Source organism: Mesorhizobium sp. M1D.F.Ca.ET.043.01.1.1 (genome assembly GCF_003952385.1).
Taxonomy (GTDB): domain Bacteria; phylum Pseudomonadota; class Alphaproteobacteria; order Rhizobiales; family Rhizobiaceae; genus Mesorhizobium.
Window position 1 is genome coordinate 624,596 of record NZ_CP034444.1, and the last position, 24,350, is coordinate 648,945.

Consider the following 24,350-nt stretch of genomic DNA (forward strand, 5'->3'; position numbering starts at 1 on the left):
GCGATTGGCGAAAGCGCCGGCGACATCTGATCTCCCCCCTTGAGGGGGAGATGGCCGGCAGGCCAGAGGGGGGTGCTGTCCCGCCAGCCTTGCCATGATCATCCGTGAAAACTCAATCGTCGGCGGCCGGCGTGAGCTCGAGCTCAGCCGGGGTCAGCCCTTGCCTGAGCTGGCTCAGCCGGAACTCGTCGACCCAATAGGCCTCGCCGTCGACCAGCACGCGGGCGCTGTAGGTGCCGCCGGAAAAGCTCTGCGCGGTGACATAGACCTTGTGACGGTCGAGCGCCTTCTTCACCGCGGCGCGGCGGGAATTTTCTCTGGCGGCGGGACTGGCCATGGCCTCACTCTGTATACGCTGCCGCTCAAAGGTCGGCGCTTATAAGGATGGCGGAGAGCGGCGAGTGAGTCAATTTGGCGCAGTTGGCGGCGATCGCCCCTGCAACATCGACAGCTGGCGAAGCAGCGCGCTTCGCCAGCCATGGCCACTGCGCTAGTAGTCCATTCCCGCCCCCGGAGGCATCGCGGGGGCGCCCTCCTTCTTCGGCTTTTCCGCCACCATCGCCTCGGTGGTGACCAGAAGCCCGGCGATGGAGGCGGCATCCTGCAGCGCGGTGCGCACCACCTTGGCGGGATCGATGACGCCTTGGCTGTAGAGATCGCCGTAATCGCCGGTCTGGGCGTTCCAGCCGAAAGAGAACTGCCCGTTCTCGCGCAGCCTGCCGACGATGATCGAGCCTTCGGCGCCCGCGTTCTCGGCGATCTGGCGCACCGGTGTTTCCAGCGCTCGGCGCACAATCTCGATACCGGTCTTCTGATCGGGGTTGTCGGCGGCGGCAGCGTCGAGAGCCTTTGCGGCTCTCAGCAACGCCACGCCGCCGCCCGGCAGGATGCCTTCCTCGACCGCGGCGCGGGTGGCGTGCAGCGCGTCGTCGACACGATCCTTGCGCTCCCGGACCTCGACCTCGGTCGAGCCGCCGACGCGGATGACTGCGACGCCGCCGGCGAGCTTGGCCAGCCGTTCCTGCAGCTTCTCGCGATCGTAGTCGGAGGTGGTTTCCTCGATCTGCTGCCTGATCTGGGCGACGCGGCCCTGGATCTCCGCCTTCCCGCCGGCGCCGTCGACGATGGTGGTGGCCTCCTTCTCGACAGTGATCCGCCGCGCGCGGCCGAGCATGTCGAGCGCGACATTCTCGAGCTTGATGCCGAGATCCTCGGAGACGACCTGGCCACCGGTGAGGATGGCGATGTCTTCCAGCATGGCCTTGCGGCGGTCGCCGAAGCCCGGAGCCTTGACGGCGGCGACCTTCAGGCCACCGCGCAGCTTGTTGACGACCAGCGTCGCCAGGGCTTCGCCTTCGACATCCTCGGCGATGATCAGAAGCGGCTTCGCCGACTGCACCACCGCCTCCAGGATCGGCAGCAGCGCCTGCAGATTGGACAGCTTCTTCTCGTGAATCAGCAGATAGGGCTCCTCGAGATCAGCGCGCATCTTGTCCTGGTTGGTGATGAAGTAAGGGCTGAGATAGCCACGGTCGAACTGCATGCCCTCGACCACCTCGAGCTCGGTCTCGGCGGTCTTGGCCTCCTCGACCGTGATGACGCCTTCATTGCCGACCTTCTGCATCGCTTCGGCCAGGAAGCGGCCGATCTCGGCGTCGCCATTGGCCGAGATGGTGCCGACCTGAGCGATCTCGTCGTTCTTGGTCACCTTGCGGGCATTGGCCTTGAGATCGGCGACGATCACTTCCACGGCCCTATCGATGCCGCGCTTCAAATCCATCGGGTTCATGCCGGCGGCAACGGCCTTCGCCCCTTCCCTGACGATCGTCTGGGCGAGGACCGTGGCGGTGGTGGTGCCGTCACCGGCAACGTCGCTGGTCTTCGACGCCACCTCGCGCACCATCTGCGCGCCCATGTTCTCGAACTTGTCCACCAGTTCGATTTCCTTCGCCACCGTCACGCCGTCCTTGGTGATGCGCGGCGCGCCGAACGACTTGTCGATGACGACGTTGCGCCCCTTGGGGCCGAGCGTCACCTTCACCGCGTCGGCCAGGATATCGACGCCGCGCAACATCTTGTCGCGGGCCTCGGTGTGGAATTTCACTTCCTTGGCAACCATGGAACCCTCCCTCAGCGAAGCTCGCCAGCATGCCTCGCGCGTCTACCGCAACTAGTCTGGCGCAGAGGGGTTTCAAGGGCGCCGGCCGGGAATATTTCGGCACCAGTGTCAATTTCAACGCGCTGTAATCACGGCGTTATTCGCGATTGCGGAAGCGGTGGAACTTGTGCGGGGCGGCATCGGAACAGTTCCTGCGTGCCACGGTGGCGAATAGCGTCAACTTGGCGGGGCGGCAGAGCGCTGATTTCCCCACTCGTGGGGGAGATTGGCTGTCGCCGGCGCCTCGCTATATCTTCCTAAGACAAACTAGGGAGACCGCCATGACCCATGTCCGGGCGATGACGAAGAACGATCTGACCGCCGTCTCGCGGCTGCTGGGGGCGTCCTGGCGGCGGACCTATGCGCCTATTATGGGGGAGGAAACCACGGCCCGGCTTTCCGACGAGAAGCATGCGCCGGAGAAGCTCGCGGCCGAGCTTGCCGATAACGACAAGATGTCCTTCGTCGCCGAAGGGGCCGACGGGTCGATCGCCGGCTATGCGATGGCGGCGATGGACGGGGATGGCGATGTCATGCTCGACCGGCTGCATATCGAGCCGGAAGCGTTCGGCAGCGGCCTCGCCGTCGATCTGCTGCATGCCGTGCTCGCCGCTCATGCCGGCATCCCCTCGATCGCGCTGGAGGTGATCGAGGGCAACGAGCGGGCGATCGGCTTCTATCGCAAGCACGGCTTCGAGGTCGTGGAGCGTCGGCCTGCGGCGCATGGCGTCGGCGGCCATGCCTCGCTGATCATGCGCCGGCTGCTGCCGCGGGCGTGAGGCGCCTCAAGCCGAGCGGCGCAGCATCAATTCGGCGTTGAGCAGGATGCGCTCGCCGTCGCGCCTGGCGGGCCCATTCTCGTCAAGGCGCTGCAGCAGGAGCTCGATCGCCAGGCGGCCGATCTCATTGTAGTTCTGCGCAACCGTGGTGATCGGCGGGCAGGCATAGCGCGACAGGGGGTGGTCGTCATGGCCGGCGACGCGCAGGTCGCAGTCGGCGCCGTGACCGACCCTCAGGCCAAGCTCATAGGCGGCGCTGATCACGCCGAAGGCGATGCGGTCGTTGGCGCACAGCACCGTCCTGGTCGCAAAACCCTCCCCCTTAAGAATGCGCAGCGCCTCGTCATAGCCGAACTTCTCGAAATCCCAGGAGCGTATGTCCGCGACCGGCACGATGCGCGGCGCCATCTTGAACTGGCGCATGGCCTCGATATAGGCCTCCTGACGCGCCGACGCGTTGTTGTTGACCGGCGGCATGGCGAAGTAGCAGGGCGGCTCGCCGGAGCGGCAAAGATAGTCGACGACCAGCCGAAAACTCTGCCGATTGTCGGTACCGACGAAGGACGAGGTCTGGTCGAGCGGCGAGTCGATATAGATCAGCGGAATGCTCGACCCGAGCTCGGCCAGGATGCGATGATGCGAGCGCACGCCGAGCGGCGCGATGATCGCGCCGGCGATGTTCATCGACCTGAAGGTCTGGATCGCCTGGTCCTCCATCTCGGCGCGGCCGTCGGAGGACAGCACGAAGGCGAGGAAACCGGCCTCGTTGGCGATCATCTCGATCCTGCGCGTCAGCGCCATGTAGAACGGGTCGGTCGAATTCGGGATGATGACGCCGAGGATATTGGAGCGACGACGGTTCAGATTGACGGCGAACATGCTCGGCCGGAAGTCGGATTTCTTCAGCGCCGCCTCGATAACGCTGCGCGTGTTTTGCCGCACCGAGTCCGGATCGTTGAAGTATTTCGAGACCGTCGTACGGGACAGGCCGACAAAGGCGGAAAAATCCTCCATCGTCCTGATCGTCTTCGCCATGGTCTGCCCCTCTCTTGCCCGCCCTCACGACTGTCTACGCGAGTTACCGCTTGGCGCAAAGGCGGGCAATCTTGATGGCCGCCTTAGCTCTCGGCCGAGAACTGGACCTTCATCGCCACCGGCATCGCCAGAGTGGTCGAAGGCATGATCGGCTTGACCGCCGATGGCGGCACCGCGCTGATCTTCGGCGTCTGCGCGCCGGACGCCAGGATCGCGGTCGCGCCGTTCGAGATTTTCCGCCGCCAGATCAGGCTGGCCGGGTCGCATTCGCTGAACCGCAACATCCCGCAGGCGCTGGAGATACTGAGCCGCGACGACGGTACCATGGCCAGGCTGGTCAGCCACCGGGTGCCGCTCGACGAAGTGCTGCCGTTCTTTGACAAGGGCGGTGGCAGTCCGGCGACGTCGACGACGAAATCGAACCCGCGCGCCTGCGCCGCCAAATCCTGCGATCCGGAAACCAGCGGTACCAGCCCGAGCGAGGCGGCGAACGCCAAACGCTGCTCGCTGATGTCGGCCACCGCGACTTTCGCCGCGCCGCTGGCCTTGAGCGACAAGGCCATCAGCAACCCGATCGGCCCGGCACCGAAGATGAGCGCGTTGCCGGGCACATGACCACCGGCCCCTACCCCGGCCGCACCAAGGCCGTTCAGCACGCAGGCGAGCGGCTCGGCGAGTGCGGCCGTTTCGAAAGCGAGATCGCCGATGCGGTGCACATGATCGGCGGCGACGACGCCGTATTCGGCAAAGCCGCCATTTTCCGTCACGCCATAGGCTTTCAGCGCCGAGCAGAGGTTGGTGAGACCCTTTGCGCAGGCCGGACACTGCCCGCACGGAATGTTGGGATCGACGGCAACGCGGTCGCCGGGCTTCACCGACGTCACATCCTCGGCGACCGCCTCGATCGTGCCGGCATATTCATGGCCCGGCACAAGCGGAAACGCGCCCGTGCCATAGCGGCCGTGCAGCACATCGATATCGGTATGGCAAAGTCCGGCCGCGCGCACCCTGACCAAAGCGTGACCCGCCGTGAGCTGCGGCATGTCGAGTTCCGCCAGGCCGGCAACACCCGCGGCGGCAAATCGGATGGCCTTCATCGTCACCTCCCTCGAAACGCGACCGATGAACGCCTCAGCTCATCCAGTTGCCGCCGTCAACATTGTAGGTCTGGGCCAGGATGTAGTCGCTGTCGGCCGAGGCGAGGAAGATGGCGAGGCCGGCAATGTCCTCGGGTTTGGCAAAACGGCCGATCGGCACGGACTTCGCCACCTGCGCCTTCTTCTCGCCAGGCTTCAGGCCCTGCCAGCGGGCGAAATGGGCGTCGACGTCGTCCCAATGCTCGCCGTCAACGACGCCCGGCGCAATGGCGTTGACGTTGATGCCATGCTTCACCAAAGCGAGCGCCGCCGACTGCGTGACCGAGATGATCGCCGCCTTGGAGGCGCAGTAGATCATCGCCAGCGCCTCGCCGCGGCGGCCGGCCTGGCTCGCCATGTTGATGATCTTGCCGCCGCGGCCGCGTGCGATCATCAGATTGGCGACCGCCTTCATCGTGAACAGCGCCCCCTTGAGGTTAATGCCGAAGACGCGCTCGTAGCTCGCCTCGGTGATGTCGGTGATCGGCGCCATGTCGAAGATGGCGGCGTTGTTGACGAGGATATCGATGCCGCCGAACTCGCGGTCGACCTCGGCGGCGACGCTCTCGATGGCGGCGAGGTCGGTGACGTCGAGTTTCTTGGCGCTGGCTGCTGGGCCGATCTCGGCCGCCGCCCGCGTCGCGCGCTCGATGTCGATATCGGCGATCACGACGCGCGCGCCTTCGCGTACAAATGCCTGGGCGAAGCCGAGGCCGATGCCGCGCGCGCCGCCGGTGATGAGGGCCGTCTTGTTGGTCAGCTTCATTGCGAATTCCAATTCGTCAGAGTTTCGAAAACGATGTTCGTGCGCCGCTGCGAGGAACGCACGGATCCGGCGTTTGCTCACGCAATTCGCCACGGAAAACCGCTGGAATTGCCCGCACGGATCCGCGCATCCCCGGCCGCCGCAGGGAGTTTGCGGTCAGGCCGGACGGCCGGAAGAATGCGCACGCTGCCTCTCCCGGCCTGCTCGGACGGCTACTTGATGTAGCCCGCCTCCTGCATCGTCTTCTCGACCGAGGCCTGGGCGCCGTTCAGCGCGTCGTCCACGGACTGCTCGCCGGTGAGCGCCGCGGCGACCGCCTGGCCGACCTCGGTGCCGATACCCTGGAATTCAGGGATGGCGACGAACTGGATGCCAGTATAGGGCACCGGGTCCTTGGTCTGCTTGGTCGGATCGGCGGATTCGATCGCCGAAAGCACGGTCGCGGCGAAAGGTGCCGCCTTCTGGTAGTCCGGGCTGGCATAGGTGGACTTGCGCGTTCCGGGTGGTGCCGCGACCCAGCCTTCGGTCTCGCCGACGCGCTGGACATAGGCCTTCGAGGTCGCCCATTTGACGAAGGACTTCGCCATGTCCGCCTTCTTGGTCGAGGCCGGGATGGCGAGACTCCACGCCCAGCCCCAGGCCGAGCCGTTCGGTGTGACCGCGACCGGCGCCTTGGCGAAGCCGACCTTGTCGGCGACCTTGCTCTGCTTCGGATCATAGACGCGGCCGGCGGCGGACGTGGCGTCGATCCACATGGCGCAATGGCCGGAGGCGAACAGCGTCTGGTTCTCGTTGAAGCCGTTGGAGCTGATGCCCGGAGGTCCGTCCTTCTTCATGGTGTCGACATACCAGCCGATCGCCTTCTTCCACGCGTCGGAATTCAGCTGCGGCTTCCAGTCCATGTCGAACCAGCGGCCGCCAAAGGTGTTCACCAGCGTGCCGACGAAGGCCATGTTCTCGCCCCAGCCCGGCTTGCCGCGCAGGCAGAGCCCGTACTGCTCCTTCGACTTGTCGGTGAGCTTGTCGGCGAATTCGGTGATCTGGTCGTAGGTCGGCTGCTCCGGCATCTTCAGGCCGGCGGCGTCGAACAGGTCCTTGCGGTAGAGCGTGAACGAGCTCTCGGCGTAGAACGGCACAGCATAGAGGTTGCCGTCGGCGGTCAGGCCACTGCGCACCGGCGTGATCAGGTCGTCATAGTCATAGTCGTCGCCGAGGTCGTTGAGCGGCGTCAGCCAGCCAGCTTTGCCCCAGATCGGCGTTTCGTAGCCGCCGATGGTCATGACGTCGAACTGGCCGCCCTTGGTGGCGATGTCGGTTGTGACGCGCTCACGCAGCACGTTTTCTTCCAGCACCACCCAGTTGACCTTGTTGCCGGTCGCCTTTTCCCATTCCGACGACAGTTTCTGCATGATGATCATGTCGCCATTGTTGACGGTGGCGACAGTGATTTCCTCCGACAGGGCAGCGCCCGCCATCAACGCCGATGCGGCGGTCGCCGCGGCGAGAATTCCAAAAAGCTTACGCATTGCGTTCCATCTCCTCCTTTACGAATGCGCATGCAAAACTGAACATGCGTGCATCTTCTATCGCGCCGGAGAGCCGCGCCGTCAAGCCCCATTGTGTGAGCTTTTGTCGTTCATTCCCGCGCCAAGAGGCATAATCCTTTGATTTGAAAGCATCACGCAGGCAATAAAAACATGTACGCGCGTATAGTTTTTGTTGACATCGTCTCCGCGGCGATTTACCTCGTTCGGAGACCGGCGCTATCGTGAGCTGCTGCGCACTGATCCGGCTGAGGAGAGGAATCCAGAGGATGGACCGAAGGGAGATCGCCGCCGAAGCGGCCGGGCCAACGATCGTCGCCGGCGAGATCCTGGTCGAGATCATGGCGAACGAACGCGGCTTCGGGTTCGGCGAACCTCTGGCGCTGACCGGCCCCTACCCCAGCGGCGCTCCCGCAATCTTCATCGATCAGGTGGCGAAACTCGGCGGCGGCGCCGGCATCATCGCCTGCGTCGGGCGCGACGATTTCGGCACCATCAACCTCGAACGGCTGAAAAGCGACGGCGTCGACGTCTCGGCCGTGTCGGTTAGCGACCGCTATCCGACGGGCAGCGCCTTCGTGCGCTACCGGCCCGATGGCGGGCGCGACTTCGTCTACAACGTCGCCGAATCCGCCGCCGGCCGCATCAGCCTGACCGAGGAAGCGCGGCGTCTGGCTGACGGCGCCGGGCATCTGCATGTCATGGGCTCGGCGCTGTCGATCGCCGGGCTGAAAGAGATCGTCGCCTATGCCGCCAAGGCGGTACGCGCCCGCGGCGGCTCGACCTCCTTCGACCCGAATGTGCGCAAGGAATTGATCGAGGGCGCCGACGGCAGCCATTTCGCCGCCCTGGTGGACGATGCGGACCTGCTTTTGCCCTCCGGCGACGAGCTGCTCGCGGCGGCCGGTGTCGATGACGAACGGCAGGCGGTGGCGGCGCTGATCTCGCGCGGCGTCGGCGAGATCGTGCTCAAGCGGGGTTCTGACGGCTCCACCCGCTTCGGCGCCGACGGCAGCCGCACCGACTGCGCCGGCTTCCTGGTCGAGGAAGTCGATCCGACCGGCGCCGGCGACTGTTTCGGCGCGACCTACCTCACCTGTCGGCGCCAAGGCATCGAGCCCGGCAAGGCGTTGCTCTACGCCAATGCCGCAGGCGCCCTGAACGTCACGCGGCGCGGGCCGATGGAGGGGCTTGCCGGCTTCGACGCACTCGACAGCTTCATCGCAGGAACCGACCGGGTGAAATGAAATGACGATCAACCCGCTTCAAGGTCTCGCCGCCGCGCGCCGCAGGGCAACGCCGTACGGCATCACCTCGGTCTGCTCGGCCCATCCGCTGGTCATCCAGGCTGCGATCCGGCGCGCCGTCGCCGACAGGGACGCGGTGCTTCTGATCGAGGCGACCTGCAACCAGGTCAACCAGTTTGGCGGCTATACCGGCATGACGCCTGATCTCTTCGTTGCCTTCGTGCTCGAGATCGCCAGCCGCGAGGGGCTGGATGCCTCGCGCATCATCTTCGGCGGCGATCATCTCGGGCCGAACCCGTGGAAAAGCGAGCCGGCCGCGCAGGCGATGAACAAGGCCGAGGCGATGGTCACTGCTTATGTCTGGGCCGGTTTCAGCAAGATCCATCTCGACGCCTCGATGGGTTGCGCCGGCGAGCCGGCCGCGCTGGACGACGAGACCACCGCGATGCGGGCCGCCAGGCTGACCAAGGCGGCGGAAAAGGCGGCGCGATCGCGCGGGGGTGCTGCCCCGCTCTATATCATCGGCACCGAGGTTCCGGTGCCCGGCGGCGCCGACCATGCCATCAGCGACCTGAAGCCGACGGAAGCCGAAGCGGCGCGCCGCACCATCGACATCCATCGCGCGGTCTTTGCCCGCGAAGGGCTGGACGAGGCCTTTGGCCGCGTCATCGCCGTGGTCGTGCAGCCGGGCGTCGAGTTCGGCAGCCAGAACGTCGTCGCCTACAGGCCGGAGGCGTCCAAGCCACTCACCGCTCTGCTCGACGGGGAAGAATCGCTCGTCTATGAGGCGCATTCGACCGACTACCAGAGCCGCGCGGCACTGACGGCGCTGGTCGCCAACGGCTTCCCGATCCTGAAGGTGGGGCCCGGCCTGACACTCGCCTTGCGCGAGGCGCTCTACGGGCTCGACCTGGTGGCCTCCGAGATGGTTTCCGGCTATGACGAGCGCTCGCTCGCCCGGGCCATGGAGAAGCTGATGCTGTCAGCGCCCGGCCATTGGCGTGGCCACTATCACGGCGACGAGACGAGCCTCTATCTGCAGCGCCACTACAGCTACAGCGACCGCATCCGTTATTACTGGACCAACCCTGCTGCGAGCGTCGCCGTCGCGAAGCTGCGGGAGGCGCTGAGCGGCGCGGCCATTCCCGAGACGCTAATGCGGCAATTCCTGCCGACGCTGCCGGCCGAACTCGGCGCCGCCGGCAATCCCGAGGCCATCCTGGTCGCCGCCGTCGACCAGGTGCTTGCCGACTACGACGCCGCCTGCCATCCCGCCTGACGCTGGACGCATTCTCTCCCGGCCCTATAATTTAGCCCGATTGCAAATTCGGCCGGAGAGAAAGCATGAGCCTGGGCAAACGGAAACTTGGCAGCCAGGGGCTCGAAGTCTCGGCGATCGGCCTCGGTTGCATGGGCATGAGCCAGTCCTACGGGCCGGCGGACGAGGCGGAGTCGATCGCGACGATCCACCGGGCGATCGAGCTCGGCTGCACTTTCCTCGACACGGCCGAGGTGTATGGGCCCTTCCTCAACGAGGAGCTGCTCGGCCGCGCGCTGAGGGGCCGGCGCGATAAAGTGACGATCGCCACCAAGTTCGGCTTCCGCATTGTCGACGGCAAGCAGGACGGCACCGCCCGCGACAGCCGCCCAGAGCATATCCGCGAGGCGGTGGACGCCTCGCTGCAGCGCCTCGGCACCGACCATATCGACCTCCTCTACCAGCACCGCGTCGACCCGGCCGTGCCGATGGAGGACGTGGCGGGCACGGTCGGCGAGCTGGTGGCGGAAGGCAAGGTGCGCTTCTTCGGCCTATCGGAAGCGGGTATCGCCAATATCCGCCGCGCGCATCAAGTGCATCCCGTCTCGGCGCTGCAGAGCGAATATTCGCTGTGGGAGCGTAACCTCGAGCCCGAGATCATCCCGGCGCTTGCCGAGCTCGGCATCGGCCTAGTGCCGTTCGCGCCGCTCGGACGCGGCTTCCTTGCCGGCGACGTGAGGCGCGCGGAAGACTATCCGGAAGGCGATTTCAGGCGCGGCGACCCGCGCTACCAGGGCGAGAATTTCGACTTGAATGTCGCGGCGGCGGCCACAGTGCGCGACATCGCCGCGGCAAAGGGCGTCAAGCCCGGGCAGGTGGCGATCGCCTGGCTGCTCGCCAAGGGGCCGGAATTCGGCATCGACATCGTGCCCATCCCCGGCACCAAGCGGCGGACCTATCTCGAAGAAAATGTCGCGGCGGCCGACATCGAACTCGACGCCACCGAGATGCTCGGGCTAGACATGGCGCTGACGCCCGACAAGGTGTCAGGGCCGAGATATAACGAGCGGACGATGTCGATGGTGGATCGTTAGGTCCTGTCAGCGCCTACTTCTTGCAGTCCGGCAACGCCTCCATCGCCTTCCTGGCCTCCCCTTCGCTGGCGTATTTCTTCTTGCCGAGATCGATGACCAAGGTCCCGTCGGGCTCCTTCGGCACGATCTCACACTGTTTCGAGACGGCATCCCTGGCGACCCAGTATTCCTCGGCAGCCACGGCCGGAAGGCTGGCCATGCCGGTGGCCAGGATTGCGATAGCGAGGGTGCGAACCATTTCCGGTCTCCATTGTGCTGCGGGAAAGCAGGCCGGCGTCTTGCGCGAACGGCGTCGGCTCACTGCTCTAACCATTTGTTTTTGCGCAATTCCGGCCAGAAAACCGCCACGCGCTTTCCCGAAATTGCTTGAACGGAAACGCCCTGCACGGCCTTCCGTTCCGGCATGTTCCATCGTCGCGCGGCGATGACAAGAAGACTGGAAAATCATCGCGTCCGTCGGCCCTTCGAAAAAGCCTGACGCAGCGCCAAAGCGGGCCTTGACTTCGGCGAACCAATCACCAGATCGATGCTAGCCGATCTCGTGCGCAAGCGCTGGACATACCGGGTGTGTTTGAAGCGCGGCCGACGCCCTGGAGGACCAGTCAGGCCAGGCAGATGCACAGCCTCGAAGCTGTCCGGTGCCCAGGCACCTGCATCGCCTCACGCAACCGAGAAAGGAGACATTGAAATGGCAATTCGTGATCTCATTCCTTGGGCCAGGGAAGGAAATCAGGCCCCCGGTCTCTATCGCGACAGCGATCGCGACCCCTTCATGGCGCTGCATCGCGAGATGAACCGCTTGTTCGACGACGCATTCCGCGGTTTTGGCAGCAGGATGCCGTCGCTCGAGTCCATTGGCGGTCGCGCGGGATGGCCGAGCGTCGAAATCTCGGACACCGATTCCGAGGTCCGCATCACGGCCGAGATGCCCGGCATGGAGGAGAAGGATGTCGAGCTGATGCTGGACGACGGCGTGCTGACGCTGCGCGGCGAGAAGAAATCGCAGACCGAGGACAAGGACAGGCAGTTCTCCGAGCACTTCTATGGCCGCTTCGAGCGTCGCATCCCGCTCGGCACCGAGGTCGAGGAAGACAAGGTGCGCGCGGATTTCCACAACGGCGTGCTCACAGTGACGCTGCCCAAGACCTCGCGCGCCCAGGCGAAGGCCAGGCGTATCCCGATCGGCGGTACCGGTGCCGGCTCCACCAAGAGCAAGCATTGAAGCCCGCTCGTCGGCCGGGCGCGCTGCGCCCGGCCGGAGTTCAACCGCCCGAATGCGGATCGATGCTGTAGGGATGGACGGGATAAGCGGGGCCGATCGCTTCGCGGACCCGATCGATCCAGGCGCTGACCGCCGGATAGTCGGCAAGCGAAAAGCCGCAATCCTCGGCGCGGTGGCTGTAGGCGTAGACGGCGATGTCGGCGATGGTGAGCGCGACGCCGACGAGGAAGGGCGCGTCTTTCAAGCCGCGATCGAGAGCGCCAAGCGCGCGGGTACCCGCCTCGCTTTTGCCGGCAACCATCGCGTGGTTGCGCTCCAGCCGCCCGGTCAGCGTCCAGAAGCGCAGCGAGCCGATGACCGGCTCGACATGATACTGCTCGAAGAACAGCCATTGCATGACCTTGGCCCGGGAGAATCGGTCCGCCGGCAGAAAGGGCGTGCGTTCGGCGAGGTAGACGAGGATAGCGTTGGACTCGGCGATCGCCTCGCCGTTCTCCAGGCCAAGCACCGGGACGGCGCCGGCCGGATTGAGCTTGAGAAAGTCCTCCGTGCGGCTCTCACCCTCGAAGATCGACACCTGCCGCGTTTCGTACGCGACGCCGAGCAGCCCCAGCAAGACGCGCACCTTCCAGGCGTTTTGCGACGGCAGGTAGTCGTAGAGCGTGAACATGGCTGGGTCCCCTCTCGTGCAGATGGGGTGGCTTCGCATGGAGCATGTATGGGCGCCACCCGATTCATGCGGCGCCGACTCTCGGCATTTGAACACCCCCAATGCAGCACTTGGGAGTGTTCACCCCCGCCTCGCAATATCCTTCGCCACGGCCTGCGCCTCGATGCCGATCTCGCGCAGCAGGCCGGTGACCGGATTGTAGAAGCCGACGAGATAGACGCCGAGATCGGACGCTCGCGGATTGACGCCGCTCTTTGCCGGCCTGAGCTCCGCCGGCAGGATGCCGTCATAGCCCGGCCGGTAGCCGGTGGCGAAGATCACCGCGTCGAATTTCTGCTCGCGCCCGTCGGTGAATTTCGCGCCGTCCTCGGTGAAGCGGACGATGTCGGGGAGGATGCTGATCCTGCCCGCCTTGATCGCCGCCACGGTGCCGACATCGATCACCGGAATGCGGCCGGCGTCGATCTGCGCAAGAATGCCGGTCTTCGGCCGTCTGATGCCGTATTTCTCCAGTCGGCCCAACGCCAGGTCGAGGATTTTTGGGAACATCCAGTCGTTCAGGGCCTGCGGCATCGGCCGGCTGGCGATGCCCACCATCTGGATCGGCACGCCGAAGAGCTGGCGCGGCACGATGTGGACGCCCTTGCGCACCGAGATCGCCGGATGCGCACCGCTTTCGGCGAGGTCGAGCGCGATCTCGGCGCCGGTGTTGCCCATGCCGACGACCAGCACATCCTTGCCGACATAGGGCGCCGCTTCGGTGTAAGCGGCGCTGTGCAGCACTTCGCCCTCGAACGCCTCGATGCCGGGGAAGCCCGGCACGATCGGTTCGGCATTGTTGCCGGTGGCGACGACGATTTTCCGGGCGACGATGCCGCCGGCATCGGTCTCGACCAGGAATTTCTCGCCCGCGCGGCGGATCGATTTCACCGTCACGCCGAACCGCGGCTTCAGGCCGAAGCGCTGGGCATAGGCATCGAGATAGACGACCACCTTTTCGCGCGGGACGTAACGAGGGTGGCTTTTGGGGAACGGCACGAAGGGTAGCGAGGAGAAGGACTTCACCGTGTGGAGATGCAGCCGGCGATAATGCCGCCGCCAGGCCGGCGCCACCTCGCTGGCCTTTTCCAGAATGGTGAAATCGACGCCAGCCTGTTGCAGGCAGGCGCCGACGGCCAGACCGGTCGGCCCGGCGCCGACAATGACGACATTGGTGTCCAAGCTAGCTTCCTCCCCAAGGCAGGAAGAAGCTATGCCCGCGGTGTCGGAGGGGCAAGTGGGGGAAATCACCATTATCCGCGCGCGTGCGTTACTCCATCGCGCCAGGCACCTCGGGCTCGTCTTCGGGCGGTTCCAGAATCTCGATCAGCCGCGCCACCCTGGCGCCCGGCATCGCGCGGCCCTCGTTCACCAGCGCCTCGTCGGCGCCAATCCAAGCGAAGGCCTCGCGCAATTCCTCGAGGCTGGCACCGGTGAGCGCGATGTCGGCGATCACGGCCTCATCGACCGGGCCAAGAACGGAAATGATCTCGTTGCGGGTCATCCTTGTCTCCCCTGGGTCGGAACGATGCAAGGAAACGGCGGGCGGGCGGAGCAGGTTCCGATGCCGTCGCCATCTTTGCTCCCGCACCGACAACCGCTATGGACGAAGCCTCGCCCCGCGATCCTGTAGAGTCCTCATGAAACCCGCCCTGCTGCTTTCCGCCCTGCTGCTCGCCACGCCCGCTCTCGCCGACTGGAAGCCGGTTGAGAAGGTCGAGACCTATGCAATCTCGGGGCAAACGGTGGAGGCGCTCTATGTCTCGATCGGCGAGAAAGGCCCGGTGATCGGCAAGGATTCGGCCGGCAATGAGCGGCGGGCGATCGCGCACACTTTCTTCAAGCTGACCTGGCAGCGGGACTACCGGCCGCAAGGCGGTGCCTGCGTGCTGAAGACGGCGCGGCCAAAACTCATCATCACCTATACGCTGCCCAAACCCGCCGGGAAACTTGCCCCCGCCGTGCAGGCGCGCTGGAATGCGTTTGCCGATGGTCTCGCCGCGCATGAGAAGGTGCACGGCGCCGGCATCGTCGGCATGGTGGACAAGATCGTCGCCTTCAGCACTGGCCTCACCGTCGCCGACGACCCCGGCTGCACGAAGATCAGGGCGGAGCTGACGCAATATCTCGACCAGCTCTCCAGGGCCCAGCGCCAGGCCAGCCACGATTTCGACAAGGCGGAGTTCGGCCAGGGCGGAAATTTGCAGAAGCTGATCGCGGCGTTTTTGATCGGGGGCTGAGAGGGGCCGGGTATCGGCCGGTTGATCGGCGGCAAAGCCGCGGCCCAAAGCGCGTCGCGATCTTTCAGGTTTGCTCCACGCGCTTTAGGTTTTGATCATACGCATGGCCGGTTCTTACTTTCGCGAGACATGCCCCAGCTTGACTTCGCCTCGCGGCGGGCTTTGCCCGTTGTCCCCAACGGCGAAAGTATAAGCGTGCGCGCCGCCGCTTTACAGGCGGATTTGGTAGCGCTACCGTTTCACAGTCGCGTGACCCGGGGGGAGCTGGGGCAGACGTCGCCGACGCCAGTGGTGGATGCTTGCCGGCATCCGTTTCAGCCACACCTGATAGAAACGGGTCTCCGCGAGACTTCGCAGGGACGATCGGGAGGAATGCGATGGCGTCTGTCGCGATTGGCGATGTCTACAAATCGTTCGGGGCTACCCAGATCCTGCATGGCGTCAGCGTCGACATAGACGACGGCGAGTTCGTCACGCTGGTCGGACCCTCCGGCTGCGGAAAATCGACGCTTCTGAGGATGATCGCCGGACTGGAAAAGATCTCGCGCGGCCATATCTCGATCGGCAGCCGAATCGTCAACGACGTTGCGCCAAAGGAGCGCGACGTGGCCATGGTGTTCCAGAACTACGCGCTCTATCCGCACATGACCGTTGCCGAGAACATGGCGTTCTCGCTCATGCTCAAGGGCGTCCCGAAGGCGGAAAGCGATACGGGGGTGAAGCGGGCGGCCGAAATCCTCGGGCTGGTGCCGCTTTTGTCGCGCTATCCGCGCCAGCTTTCGGGCGGCCAACGGCAGCGCGTCGCCATGGGCCGGGCCATCGTGCGCAATCCGCAGGTGTTCCTGTTCGACGAACCGCTCTCGAACCTCGACGCAAAGCTGAGGGTGCAGATGCGCGCCGAGATCAAGGAACTGCACCAGCGGCTGAAGACCACGACGGTCTATGTCACGCACGACCAGATCGAGGCCATGACCATGGCCGACAAGATCGTGGTCATGCATGACGGGGTCGTGGAGCAGATCGGACCGCCGCTGGAACTCTACGACCGGCCGAACAACCTCTTCGTCGCGAGCTTCATCGGCTCGCCCGCCATGAACCTGCTCAAGGGCACGTTCGCCAACGACGGCGCGCCGTCGTTCCGGGGCGCGGGAGGCGTCTCCGTGCCTCTGCCGAAACCACCTTCGATCGGCAACGGCGAGGCTATCGTGCTCGGAGTGCGACCCGAGCATCTGCGGCTGGCCGAGGACGGCATTCCGGTGACGGTGGTGGTGATCGAGCCGACCGGCTCGGAGGTGCAGATCATCGGCCGGACGGCCGGCGGCGAGGATATCGTCGCCAATTTCCGGGAGCGCCATTCCTTCGCGCCGGGAGACACCATCCGGCTGTCGGTCGAGCCAGGGCCCATCCATCTGTTCCACGGCGAAACCGGCCAGCGGATCGAAGCGGCGCGATAAGCCACCCAGCGAGGAAACACACAGGAGGAGACGAGCATGAAGTTCACCAGACGCGACGTGATCCGCACGACCGCCGGCGCGGCCGCCGGAGCCTTGGGCAGCCGCTTTGTCGGCTCGGCGGCCTTTGCGCAGGACGCCCTCACCTACAAGCCCGAGGACGGTGCGAAGCTCAGGCTGCTGCGCTGGTCGCCCTTCGTGCAGGGCGACGAGGACCAGTGGCTGAAGAACACCAAGCGGTTCACCGAGGCCACCGGCGTGGAGGTCCGCGTCGACAAGGAAAGCTGGGAGGATATCCGGCCGAAGGCGGCGGTTGCCGCCAATGTCGGCTCCGGCCCCGACCTGATGCTGGTCTGGTTCGACGATCCGCACCAATATCCCGACAAGCTGCTCGACGTGACCGAACTCGGCGACTATCTCGGCAAGAAATATGGCGGCTGGCACGATGGGCCGAAGCAGTATGCGACGCGCGAGGGCAAGTTCCTCGGCCTGCCGCTTGCCACCATCGGCAACGCCATCGTCTATCGCGAAAGCTGGGTGAAGGAGGCCGGTTTCTCGGAATTTCCGAAGGACACGGCCGGCTTTCTCGAACTTTGCAAGGCGCTCAAGGCGAAGGGCCATCCGGCCGGCTTCACGCATGGCCACGGCGTCGGCGACGGCAACAATTACGCGCATTGGCTGCTGTGGAGCCATGGCGGCCAGATGGTCGACGAGAAAGGCAAGGTGACGATCAACAGCCCCGAGACCCTGAAGGCGATCGAATACGCGCAGGAGCTCTACAAGACCTTCATCCCGGGCACGGAAAGCTGGCTCGACGTCAACAACAACCGCGCCTTCCTGGCCGGCGAAGTGAGCGTCATCGCCAACGGCATCTCCGTTTACAACACGGCCAAGGTCAACAAGGACAAGGATCCGAAACTGACCGAAATCGCCAAGGACATGCGCACGACCAACCTGCCGATCGGTCCGGTCGGGAAATCGGTCGAGCTGTTCCAGGTGACCACGGCCGTCATCTTCAACTACACGCCCTACCCCAACGCGGCCAAAGCCTATCTGCAGTTCATGTTCGAGGATCCGCAAATGTCGGACTGGATCACCTCGTCGGCCGGCTATTGCTGCCAGACGCTGAAGGCCTTCGACAGCAACCCGGTGTGGAAGGCCGATCCGAACAATGCGGCTTACGCGAAAGCCTCGGCGACGCTGCGTCCCAACGGCTATGCCGGGCCGCTCGGCTATGCCTCGGCGGCGACCATGGCCGACTATGTGCTGGTCGACATGTTCGCCAAGGCCGTGACGGGCCAGGCCACGCCGCAGGAGGCAATGGAAGAGGCGGAGAAGCGCGCCAACCGCTACTATCGCGTTTGATCCTGTTCGTCGCCTGAACCGGGGTGGCAGCGCCCGTCGTCCGGAAGCATCCGGAATAAGGGCTGCCGCCCCGCACGCTGTACCAGACCTCGCACAGGAGCCCGCGCCATGGCCGTGCCATCCGTTGCCGTTCAGCAACGTCCGTCGATGCTTTCGCGGCTCGCAGAAAGCCGCAACACCCTCGGCCTCGGCTTCATGCTGCCGGCGGCGGCGCTGCTCCTGGTCTTTCTCACCTATCCGCTGGGCCTCGGCATATGGCTCGGCTTCACCGATACGCGCATCGGCCGCCCGGGCATCTTCATCGGCGCCGAGAACTATGAGTATCTGTGGAGCGACAGCGTATTCTGGCTCTCGGTCTTCAACACGCTGCTCTACACGGTCAGCGCTTCGATCCTGAAGTTCGTGCTGGGCCTCTGGCTGGCGCTCATCCTCAACGAGAAACTGCCCTTCAAGTCGTTCTTCCGCGCGGTGGTGCTGCTGCCCTGGGTGGTGCCGACGGTGCTGTCGGCCATCGCCTTCTGGTGGATCTACGATTCACAGTTCTCGATCCTGTCCTGGGCGCTGCAGCAGATGGGACTGATCGACCATCGCATCAACTTTCTCGGCGACCCGACCAATGCGCGCGCTTCCGTTATCGCGGCCAATGTCTGGCGCGGCATTCCCTTCGTCGCCATCACGCTGCTTGCCGGCCTGCAGACGATCCCGCAATCGCTCTATGAAGCCGCTACGCTCGACGGCGCCAGCCGCTGGCAACTGTTCCGCCATGTGACGCTGCCGCTTCTGACGCCGATCATCGCCATCACCATGACGTTTTCGGTACTGTTCACCTTCACCGATTTCCAGCTGATCTATGTGCTGACCCGCGGCGGGCCGGTGAACGCCACGCATCTGATGGCGACATTGTCGTTCCAGCGCGGCATCTCAGGGGGCCAGCTCGGCGAAGGCGCTGCGATCGCCGTCGCCATGATCCCCTTCCTGCTGGCGGCGATCCTGTTCAGCTATTTTGGCCTGCAACGGCGCAGGTGGCAGCAAGGCGGCGGAGACTGACATGGCCGCGATCAAGGAAGTCGAGCGCATGGACACCGACGAAGGCGGCATGGGCTACCTGCAAAGCCTGCCGCGCCGCGTGGTGACGGTCTATCTGCCGCTGCTGGTGTTTCTGATCGTGCTGTTGTTTCCGTTCTACTGGATGACGATCACGGCGGTTAAGCCCAATGTCGAGATGACCGACTATGTGAACTACAACCCGTTCTGGGTGGTGCATCCGACGCTGGAGCACATACGCTACCTGCTCCTCGATACCTCTTATCCCGGCTGGCTCTTCAACACGGTGATCATCTCCACCGCCGCCACCTTCCTGTCGCTGGCGGCCGCGGTGCTTGCCGCCTACGCGATCGAAAGGCTGCGGTTCTCGGGGGCGCGGCAGGTCGGTCTTGCCGTCTTCCTTGCCTATCTGGTGCCGCCCTCGATCCTGTTCATCCCGCTGTCGGTGATGGTGTTCAACCTCGGCCTCTACGACACGCCGTTCGCGCTGATCCTCACCTACCCGACCTTCCTGATCCCGTTCTGCACCTGGCTCCTGATGGGCTACTTCCGCTCGATCCCGTTCGAGCTGGAGGAATGCGCGCTCATTGACGGAGCAACTCGCTGGCAGATCCTCACCAAGATCGTGCTGCCGCTGTCGGTCCCTGGCCTGATCTCGGCCGGCATCTTCGCCTTCACGCTCTCCTGGAACGAGTTCATCTACGCGCTGACCTTCATCCAGTCATCCGAGAAGAAGACGGTGCCGGTCGGCGTGCTCACCGAGCTCGTCCGCTCCGACGTCTATGAATGGGGAGCGTTGATGGCAGGCGCGCTGATTGGCTCGCTGCCGGTGGTGGTGCTCTATTCCTTCTTCGTCGAGCACTATGTGTCCTCGATGACCGGCGCGGTGAAGGAATAATTGTCGTCCCTGCATCGACCCGGCAATTGCACCGGTGTCGCAGCGTCAATGGAGGCTACCGGATCGGAACCAGCTTCGCTGCCTCGCGGATGGCGCGCACGGCACCCGGATTGGTGACGGGATAGCCCGAGATGAAACCCTCCACCGAGAAGCCGGGAAATTCCGCGCGCAGCCGGGCCGCGATGGCGGCGGCCTCCGGGCCGTCGCCCAGCGTGGCATGAGCGAGCATCAGGAAGATCAGCACATGCGGCGAATCCGGCGTGCTCCGCCGCAGCGCGGCTATGGCTTCTCGGTGCCTGCCGGCCGCGAACAGGACGCGGCCCTGCATGCCGAAATACCAAGGCGGCGCGATCGGGTTGAGGCGCATGGCGCGCTCGATGAGCGGGATGGCTTCGGCCGGATCGCCGGCGACCAGCGCCCTGCTGCCGGCAAGCAGTGCCAGCGTGTCGGCATGGTTGGCGCCGCATTCGAAGGCGCGCCGGTGGGCACTTTCGGCCGCCTCGAGATCGCCAAGGCAGCCCATGAGATCGCCGAAGCAGGTGTACGCGGCGCTGTCGCTCGGGTCGAACCGCAGCGCGTTCTCGACCGCCCAGCGCCATTTCCCGATCGAGGCGTTCAGGTCGTCGCCGTACCCGTTGCACGCTTCGATCGAATAGGCATAGGCGAGTTCGGTCCAGGCCCTGACCAGGGTCGGGTCAAGCTCGAGCGCGCGTGAGAACAGCCTGATGGCCTCCCTGTTGCCGCTGCGGCTGAAGGTGTTGTGCTGCTCGACACCCAAGAGATAGCAGTCATAAGCGCGTAGGCTGGCCGGCGGCTTGCGGCGGATCGCATTGCGGCCGACCGTGGCGATCGCGCCGAAACAGCCGGCAAGCACGTTGATGACGCTTTCGGTCAGGCTGTCCTGCAGCGCGAAGATGTCCTCCACGGGCCGGTCGAAGCGTTCGCTCCACAGGCTGACGCCGGTGCGCGCATCGGCGAGTTCCATCGTCAGCCGCACGCGCCGCGCGTCGGCGCGCAACTGGCCGGACAGAATATAAGCCGCGCCCAGGGCCTTGCCGTCGGCGGCGAAATCGGCCGGCTTGCTGCCCAGCGCCTTCATGGTGTGGAAGGCAACGACCGGCAGATCCGCGTAGCGCGCAAGGTCGACCGTGATGTCCGACGACAGGCCGTCGGCAAAGCGGCGCCAGTGCTCGTCGGCGCTCAGGCATTCGATGGGAAATATCGCCAGCACGGGCGAAGCGTCGGTCACGGCCGGCGGCCCGGCCGGCGCCGTGCCGATGGCGTTGATGTGCATGGCGAGCGCGACCTTGCTGCGCACGCCAAGCTTTTCATAGATCGCCGCGAGATGGGTGCGCACGGTGGACGGCGCGATGACCAGCGCCTCGCCGATCTCGCGATAGGTCAGGCCGGCCGCGAATTTTTCCGCCACGGCGCGTTCGCGCTCGGATAAGGCCGGCAAGGGCTTGCCCGGCGAAAGCGCGGACGGTGTGGGCGTCGCGTCGTGGTTCATCCGATCCCCTGCCCGCGGACGGGAACATTATCAAACGTCCGCCACCGCAAAAAATACTACAAATGCAGGACCTAAAACACTGCATGCGGCCGATGGCTCGGCAGGGCATCACGGTTCAGGCTCCCCGCATGCCCTCGATGAGGGCCATTCATTCCGAGGAGCCGATGATGAAACCGACGTTGAACACGATTTCCGACTTCCACGGCGCCGTGCGCCTCGATGTCCGCGACCCGCCGACCGGCGAAGGCCTGTTGCCCCGCCGTCCCGGCCTGTTCGGCCTTTTCGCCGTGTGGCGCGAGCGGGCCCGCTTCCGCGCGGAGCTGGCGCTCAAGGCGCGCGACACGCCATATCTGATCGGCGATATCGGCCTGACGATGGACGACGTGCGCGAGGAACTGGCGAAACCGTTCTGGCGGCGATAGGCGGAACAATTCAGCAAAAAATCAGCAGTCGTTCAGGACGGCGGGCACCTTTCGCAGCGATGCTTGCGCAAACAGCCGATGAGCGACCCTGCAGCGAGCACCGCTCCGCTGCCGCTGGCTACCTGGAGGTTGATCATGCATATCAACGCCGAAGCGCCGTTCCCGCCCGCGCAACTGGCTCGAGAGGAGATGCTTCGTTTCCTTTCGACCGGCTTTGCCGGCCCCTGTTGCGGCGAGAGCAACGAGATGCTGGCCTACCTCGAAGGGGTGGCGTCCGGCGAGAAAGCCCCGACCACCGAGCCGCCCGGACCAAGGTTTCGCCTGCGCGGCCTCTTTTCAGGCTTGAACTTGTTTCCAGCTTGACCTTGCCGGCATTTGCCATTCCCATTGACGGCGCGCGATGAAGCGCGGCGATGGGGCAAGAGCTTGGCGCTACGGATCGGCGGCGCGGTGCTCGATCTCGACCGGGGTACGCTCCGGCGTGACGGCGAGATCGTGCCGGTCCGGCCGAAGACCCTGGAGCTGCTGGCCTATCTGACGCGCAATCCCGGCCGTGTGCTGAGCAAGGAAGAGTTGCTGCAGGCTGTCTGGCCGGGAATCATCGTCTCCGACGACTCCCTCACCCAATCGATCCACGATGCACGCAAATCGATCGGCGACGAAGCGCAGGCGCTGATCCGCACCGTGCCGCGCCGCGGCTATCTGTTCCAAGCCCCCGAGGTCGAGGCGGCAACTCCGCATGCCGGCGCCATGGCTGCCGCCCGGGCGGAGCCGATGGTGGCCGTCCTGCCGTTCCATGTCGATCCGGCCGACAGCGCCGCCAAGGCGTTGTTCGACGGCGCGGTCGAGGAGATCACCAATGCGCTCTCCTACTTCAAGACCGTCACCGTGCTGGCGCGTCATTCCGCATTCGCTCTGGCCGAATATTCGCGCGAGGACATCCGCGCGACCGCCGAACGCCTCGGGGCCGACTATGTCAGTGAAGGCAGCGTCGAGACTGCCGGAGCGGATTACAGCGCACGGGTGGTCCTGACCGAAACGGCGTCCGGCCGGCGCGTCTGGGCCCAGACCTTCACTTTCGCCAAAGGCGAGATCTTCACGTTCCAGACGATGGTGGCGCAACGCATCGTGACGGCCCTGGTCGCCAGCGTCGAAAGCGCGGTGATGCGGCGCGGCCTGCCCGCCGCGGCAGCCAATGTCGAAGCCTATCTGCATTTCCTGCGCGGGAAGGAATTGCTGCGCAGCTATGGCGAACGGGTCAACCAGGATGCGCGCGAGCATTTCCTCAAGGCCATCGAGCTCGATCCTCGTTCTGGCCTGGCGAACGCCTATCTGGCGCTCGCAGATGTCATCATCGGCGGCTACGCCGATGCGCCACGCGCCGTGCTCGACCAGGCGCGGGACCGCGCGCTGCATGCCATCGCGCTTAGTCCCGACGAGGCGCGATGCCACCGCATGCTGGCGCTGATCCTGCTTTATCGCGGCCGTGACGAGTACGACGCCGCCGAAAAACATTTCGCCCGCGCGGTCGATCTCAATCCCTATGACGCCGACACGCTGGCGCAGACCGGCTTCTTCCGCGCCATGCGCGGTGACGGCGAGGCTGGGCTCGCCCTGCTCGACAAAGCCGTCCAGCTCAATCCCATGCATCCGACCTGGTATTATTACGATCGCGGCGAAGCCCTGCTGGCCGTCGGCCGCTATCAGGAAGCGGCGGCATCCTTCTCATGCCTGCCCCGCAAGAGCGCCTGGCAATGGGCGCGGCTGGCCGCATGCCACGCATTTGCCGGCGACCATGGTAAGGCGTTGGCCTGCGTCAGGGAAGGTCGCGCCTTGGAGCCTGACCTCACCATCGCCCAGATCGTCCGGGAGATGCGCATGGAACGTGCTGAGGACCGCGAACGACTCCGTCGCGGGCTCGAGCTCGCCGGCTGGGACGCGCCGGCTGTATCGGCCGGGACCCCTCCCTAGAAGCTGATCTCCACGGCCGCGGCGCTCCGCCTGGCCTCCCCATGGAACACCGCCTCGATGTTGTTGCCGTCGGGGTCGAGCAGGAAGGCGGCGTAGTAGCCGGGGTGGTAGGGGCGCTCGCCCGGCACACCGTTGTCCCTGCCGCCGGCGGCCAGCCCCGCCTGGTAGAAGGCGTCGACCATCGCGCGGTCCTTGGCCTGGAAGGCGAGATGGTGGCGACCGGTGAGCACGCCTTGCGCCGCCCGGCTGTCGGCGCTGGAGACGAACAGCTCGTCGGCCCAAAAGTAATCGTCGGCCTCGCCGCCGACCGGAATGCCCAGCACCTCGAACGCCGCGCCATAGAAGCGCCGGCTGGCCTTCAGGTCGCGCACGACAAGCTGGATGTGGTCGATGAGCCGGCCGCGATAGAGTTCCATGGGTGTCCTCCTGGTTGAGGGGGTCAATCTAGAGGGGGCTGGCGTGCGGTCAATGCGGGGTATGGCGGTCTGCTGACACTGAGAT

General features: G+C 65.2%; 25 protein-coding genes. 13 read left to right on the top strand and 12 right to left on the bottom strand.

The genetic code is table 11. From position 1 onward, the window contains the following. Positions 1–112: 112 nt before the first annotated feature. Together EJ067_RS03205 and groL are read right to left on the bottom strand one after the other, a co-directional pair. On the bottom strand, positions 113–337 hold the full coding sequence (locus EJ067_RS03205; RefSeq protein WP_126084641.1) for a hypothetical protein: 225 nt from the start codon (positions 335–337) through the stop codon (positions 113–115). Positions 338–490: 153 nt separating this feature from the next. Continuing rightward, the gene (groL, locus tag EJ067_RS03210) at positions 491–2,119 is read right to left on the bottom strand and encodes a chaperonin GroEL (protein WP_126084642.1); all 1,629 of its coding nucleotides are present in this window, start codon (positions 2,117–2,119) and stop codon (positions 491–493) included. A 320-nt stretch (positions 2,120–2,439) separates the two neighbouring features. Between groL and EJ067_RS03215 the strand changes: the two genes are divergently transcribed. Next, on the top strand, positions 2,440–2,937 hold the full coding sequence (locus EJ067_RS03215) for an N-acetyltransferase (protein WP_126084643.1): 498 nt from the start codon (positions 2,440–2,442) through the stop codon (positions 2,935–2,937). 6 nt (positions 2,938–2,943) lie between these two features. Here EJ067_RS03215 and EJ067_RS03220 read toward each other — a convergent pair whose 3' ends face one another. The 4 genes from EJ067_RS03220 to EJ067_RS03240 all read right to left on the bottom strand — a co-directional run bounded on the left by EJ067_RS03220 (position 2,944) and on the right by EJ067_RS03240 (position 7,400). Continuing rightward, positions 2,944–3,951, bottom strand: a complete 1,008-nt coding sequence (locus EJ067_RS03220) for a LacI family DNA-binding transcriptional regulator (protein WP_245468283.1) — start codon at positions 3,949–3,951, stop codon at positions 2,944–2,946. Between the two features lie 104 nt (positions 3,952–4,055). Beyond that, positions 4,056–5,069 carry an alcohol dehydrogenase catalytic domain-containing protein gene (locus EJ067_RS03230; protein WP_281058964.1) on the bottom strand — a complete coding sequence of 338 codons (1,014 nt, stop codon included), beginning with the start codon at positions 5,067–5,069 and terminating at the stop codon, positions 4,056–4,058. A 34-nt stretch (positions 5,070–5,103) separates the two neighbouring features. Next, positions 5,104–5,874, bottom strand: coding sequence for an L-iditol 2-dehydrogenase (locus tag EJ067_RS03235; protein WP_126084645.1), 771 nt, complete (start codon positions 5,872–5,874; stop codon positions 5,104–5,106). A 212-nt stretch (positions 5,875–6,086) separates the two neighbouring features. Then, on the bottom strand, positions 6,087–7,400 hold the full coding sequence (locus tag EJ067_RS03240; RefSeq protein WP_189510350.1) for a sugar ABC transporter substrate-binding protein: 1,314 nt from the start codon (positions 7,398–7,400) through the stop codon (positions 6,087–6,089). Between the two features lie 287 nt (positions 7,401–7,687). Between EJ067_RS03240 and EJ067_RS03245 the strand changes: the two genes are divergently transcribed. The 3 genes from EJ067_RS03245 (at position 7,688) to EJ067_RS03255 (ending at position 11,017) form a co-directional block, all read left to right on the top strand. Then, positions 7,688–8,665, top strand: coding sequence for a sugar kinase (locus EJ067_RS03245; RefSeq protein ID WP_126084646.1), 978 nt, complete (start codon positions 7,688–7,690; stop codon positions 8,663–8,665). A 1-nt stretch (position 8,666) separates the two neighbouring features. Further along, the gene (locus EJ067_RS03250; protein ID WP_126084647.1) at positions 8,667–9,944 is read left to right on the top strand and encodes a D-tagatose-bisphosphate aldolase, class II, non-catalytic subunit; all 1,278 of its coding nucleotides are present in this window, start codon (positions 8,667–8,669) and stop codon (positions 9,942–9,944) included. A 65-nt stretch (positions 9,945–10,009) separates the two neighbouring features. Then, entirely contained in the window at positions 10,010–11,017 is a 1,008-nt protein-coding gene (locus EJ067_RS03255) for an aldo/keto reductase (RefSeq protein ID WP_126084648.1), read from the top strand. 13 nt (positions 11,018–11,030) lie between these two features. Here the strand turns inward: EJ067_RS03255 and EJ067_RS03260 are convergent, their stop codons facing one another. After that, the gene (locus EJ067_RS03260; RefSeq protein ID WP_126084649.1) at positions 11,031–11,255 is read right to left on the bottom strand and encodes a hypothetical protein; all 225 of its coding nucleotides are present in this window, start codon (positions 11,253–11,255) and stop codon (positions 11,031–11,033) included. 450 nt (positions 11,256–11,705) lie between these two features. On the opposite strand from EJ067_RS03260, the gene EJ067_RS03265 reads away from it, so the two are divergent. After that, on the top strand, positions 11,706–12,239 hold the full coding sequence (locus EJ067_RS03265) for an Hsp20/alpha crystallin family protein (RefSeq protein WP_126084650.1): 534 nt from the start codon (positions 11,706–11,708) through the stop codon (positions 12,237–12,239). A 40-nt stretch (positions 12,240–12,279) separates the two neighbouring features. On the opposite strand, the gene EJ067_RS03270 is transcribed toward EJ067_RS03265, so the two are convergent. The 3 genes from EJ067_RS03270 to EJ067_RS03280 form a co-directional block, all read right to left on the bottom strand. Next, complete coding sequence (locus EJ067_RS03270) at positions 12,280–12,909, bottom strand: glutathione S-transferase family protein (protein WP_126084651.1); 630 nt, start codon at positions 12,907–12,909, stop codon at positions 12,280–12,282. Positions 12,910–13,029: 120 nt separating this feature from the next. Further along, on the bottom strand, positions 13,030–14,130 hold the full coding sequence (locus EJ067_RS03275; protein WP_126084652.1) for an NAD(P)/FAD-dependent oxidoreductase: 1,101 nt from the start codon (positions 14,128–14,130) through the stop codon (positions 13,030–13,032). Positions 14,131–14,218: 88 nt separating this feature from the next. Then, positions 14,219–14,452, bottom strand: coding sequence for a hypothetical protein (locus EJ067_RS03280; RefSeq protein ID WP_126084653.1), 234 nt, complete (start codon positions 14,450–14,452; stop codon positions 14,219–14,221). Positions 14,453–14,588: 136 nt separating this feature from the next. On the opposite strand from EJ067_RS03280, the gene EJ067_RS03285 reads away from it, so the two are divergent. The 5 genes from EJ067_RS03285 (at position 14,589) to EJ067_RS03305 (ending at position 19,946) form a co-directional block, all read left to right on the top strand. Further along, positions 14,589–15,188: a DUF922 domain-containing protein gene (locus EJ067_RS03285; RefSeq protein WP_126084654.1), complete on the top strand. Its 600-nt coding sequence runs from the start codon at positions 14,589–14,591 to the stop codon at positions 15,186–15,188. Positions 15,189–15,565: 377 nt separating this feature from the next. Beyond that, positions 15,566–16,642 carry a sn-glycerol-3-phosphate ABC transporter ATP-binding protein UgpC gene (gene ugpC / locus EJ067_RS03290; protein ID WP_126084655.1) on the top strand — a complete coding sequence of 359 codons (1,077 nt, stop codon included), beginning with the start codon at positions 15,566–15,568 and terminating at the stop codon, positions 16,640–16,642. Positions 16,643–16,678: 36 nt separating this feature from the next. After that, positions 16,679–18,004 (top strand): ABC transporter substrate-binding protein, encoded by a 1,326-nt coding sequence (locus EJ067_RS03295; RefSeq protein WP_126084656.1) that lies wholly within the window; start codon positions 16,679–16,681, stop codon positions 18,002–18,004. A gap of 108 nt (positions 18,005–18,112) precedes the next feature. Beyond that, the gene (locus EJ067_RS03300; protein WP_126084657.1) at positions 18,113–19,051 is read left to right on the top strand and encodes a sugar ABC transporter permease; all 939 of its coding nucleotides are present in this window, start codon (positions 18,113–18,115) and stop codon (positions 19,049–19,051) included. A 1-nt stretch (position 19,052) separates the two neighbouring features. Then, positions 19,053–19,946 carry a carbohydrate ABC transporter permease gene (locus EJ067_RS03305; protein WP_126084658.1) on the top strand — a complete coding sequence of 298 codons (894 nt, stop codon included), beginning with the start codon at positions 19,053–19,055 and terminating at the stop codon, positions 19,944–19,946. 55 nt (positions 19,947–20,001) lie between these two features. On the opposite strand, the gene EJ067_RS03310 is transcribed toward EJ067_RS03305, so the two are convergent. After that, positions 20,002–21,456, bottom strand: a complete 1,455-nt coding sequence (locus EJ067_RS03310) for a LuxR C-terminal-related transcriptional regulator (protein ID WP_126084659.1) — start codon at positions 21,454–21,456, stop codon at positions 20,002–20,004. 164 nt (positions 21,457–21,620) lie between these two features. Here EJ067_RS03310 and EJ067_RS03315 point away from each other — a divergent pair, with 164 nt between their 5' ends. The 3 genes from EJ067_RS03315 to EJ067_RS03325 all read left to right on the top strand — a co-directional run bounded on the left by EJ067_RS03315 (position 21,621) and on the right by EJ067_RS03325 (position 23,849). Next, positions 21,621–21,878: a DUF1127 domain-containing protein gene (locus EJ067_RS03315; protein ID WP_189510353.1), complete on the top strand. Its 258-nt coding sequence runs from the start codon at positions 21,621–21,623 to the stop codon at positions 21,876–21,878. 135 nt (positions 21,879–22,013) lie between these two features. Next, positions 22,014–22,241 (top strand): hypothetical protein, encoded by a 228-nt coding sequence (locus tag EJ067_RS03320; RefSeq protein WP_126084661.1) that lies wholly within the window; start codon positions 22,014–22,016, stop codon positions 22,239–22,241. Between the two features lie 63 nt (positions 22,242–22,304). Beyond that, complete coding sequence (locus EJ067_RS03325; protein WP_189510355.1) at positions 22,305–23,849, top strand: winged helix-turn-helix domain-containing protein; 1,545 nt, start codon at positions 22,305–22,307, stop codon at positions 23,847–23,849. On the opposite strand, the gene EJ067_RS03330 is transcribed toward EJ067_RS03325, so the two are convergent. Then, positions 23,846–24,265 (bottom strand): VOC family protein, encoded by a 420-nt coding sequence (locus tag EJ067_RS03330; RefSeq protein WP_126084663.1) that lies wholly within the window; start codon positions 24,263–24,265, stop codon positions 23,846–23,848. The genes EJ067_RS03325 and EJ067_RS03330 overlap by 4 nt on opposite strands. Positions 24,266–24,350 lie beyond the last annotated feature (85 nt).

Coding starts and splice junctions, on each gene's coding strand:
- EJ067_RS03255 (WP_126084648.1), top strand. CDS start 10,010: ATGAGCCTGGGCAAACGGAAACTTGGCAGCCAGGGGCTCGAAGTCTCG.
- EJ067_RS03310 (WP_126084659.1), bottom strand. CDS start 21,456: ATGAACCACGACGCGACGCCCACACCGTCCGCGCTTTCGCCGGGCAAG.
- EJ067_RS03330 (WP_126084663.1), bottom strand. CDS start 24,265: ATGGAACTCTATCGCGGCCGGCTCATCGACCACATCCAGCTTGTCGTG.
- EJ067_RS03285 (WP_126084654.1), top strand. CDS start 14,589: ATGAAACCCGCCCTGCTGCTTTCCGCCCTGCTGCTCGCCACGCCCGCT.
- EJ067_RS03265 (WP_126084650.1), top strand. CDS start 11,706: ATGGCAATTCGTGATCTCATTCCTTGGGCCAGGGAAGGAAATCAGGCC.
- EJ067_RS03240 (WP_189510350.1), bottom strand. CDS start 7,400: ATGCGTAAGCTTTTTGGAATTCTCGCCGCGGCGACCGCCGCATCGGCG.
- EJ067_RS03295 (WP_126084656.1), top strand. CDS start 16,679: ATGAAGTTCACCAGACGCGACGTGATCCGCACGACCGCCGGCGCGGCC.
- EJ067_RS03215 (WP_126084643.1), top strand. CDS start 2,440: ATGACCCATGTCCGGGCGATGACGAAGAACGATCTGACCGCCGTCTCG.
- EJ067_RS03300 (WP_126084657.1), top strand. CDS start 18,113: ATGGCCGTGCCATCCGTTGCCGTTCAGCAACGTCCGTCGATGCTTTCG.
- EJ067_RS03250 (WP_126084647.1), top strand. CDS start 8,667: ATGACGATCAACCCGCTTCAAGGTCTCGCCGCCGCGCGCCGCAGGGCA.
- EJ067_RS03235 (WP_126084645.1), bottom strand. CDS start 5,874: ATGAAGCTGACCAACAAGACGGCCCTCATCACCGGCGGCGCGCGCGGC.
- EJ067_RS03230 (WP_281058964.1), bottom strand. CDS start 5,069: ATGAAGGCCATCCGATTTGCCGCCGCGGGTGTTGCCGGCCTGGCGGAA.
- EJ067_RS03305 (WP_126084658.1), top strand. CDS start 19,053: ATGGCCGCGATCAAGGAAGTCGAGCGCATGGACACCGACGAAGGCGGC.
- EJ067_RS03260 (WP_126084649.1), bottom strand. CDS start 11,255: ATGGTTCGCACCCTCGCTATCGCAATCCTGGCCACCGGCATGGCCAGC.
- EJ067_RS03245 (WP_126084646.1), top strand. CDS start 7,688: ATGGACCGAAGGGAGATCGCCGCCGAAGCGGCCGGGCCAACGATCGTC.
- EJ067_RS03280 (WP_126084653.1), bottom strand. CDS start 14,452: ATGACCCGCAACGAGATCATTTCCGTTCTTGGCCCGGTCGATGAGGCC.
- EJ067_RS03270 (WP_126084651.1), bottom strand. CDS start 12,909: ATGTTCACGCTCTACGACTACCTGCCGTCGCAAAACGCCTGGAAGGTG.
- EJ067_RS03220 (WP_245468283.1), bottom strand. CDS start 3,951: ATGGAGGATTTTTCCGCCTTTGTCGGCCTGTCCCGTACGACGGTCTCG.
- ugpC (WP_126084655.1), top strand. CDS start 15,566: ATGGCGTCTGTCGCGATTGGCGATGTCTACAAATCGTTCGGGGCTACC.
- EJ067_RS03320 (WP_126084661.1), top strand. CDS start 22,014: ATGCATATCAACGCCGAAGCGCCGTTCCCGCCCGCGCAACTGGCTCGA.
- EJ067_RS03205 (WP_126084641.1), bottom strand. CDS start 337: ATGGCCAGTCCCGCCGCCAGAGAAAATTCCCGCCGCGCCGCGGTGAAG.
- EJ067_RS03315 (WP_189510353.1), top strand. CDS start 21,621: ATGATGAAACCGACGTTGAACACGATTTCCGACTTCCACGGCGCCGTG.
- groL (WP_126084642.1), bottom strand. CDS start 2,119: ATGGTTGCCAAGGAAGTGAAATTCCACACCGAGGCCCGCGACAAGATG.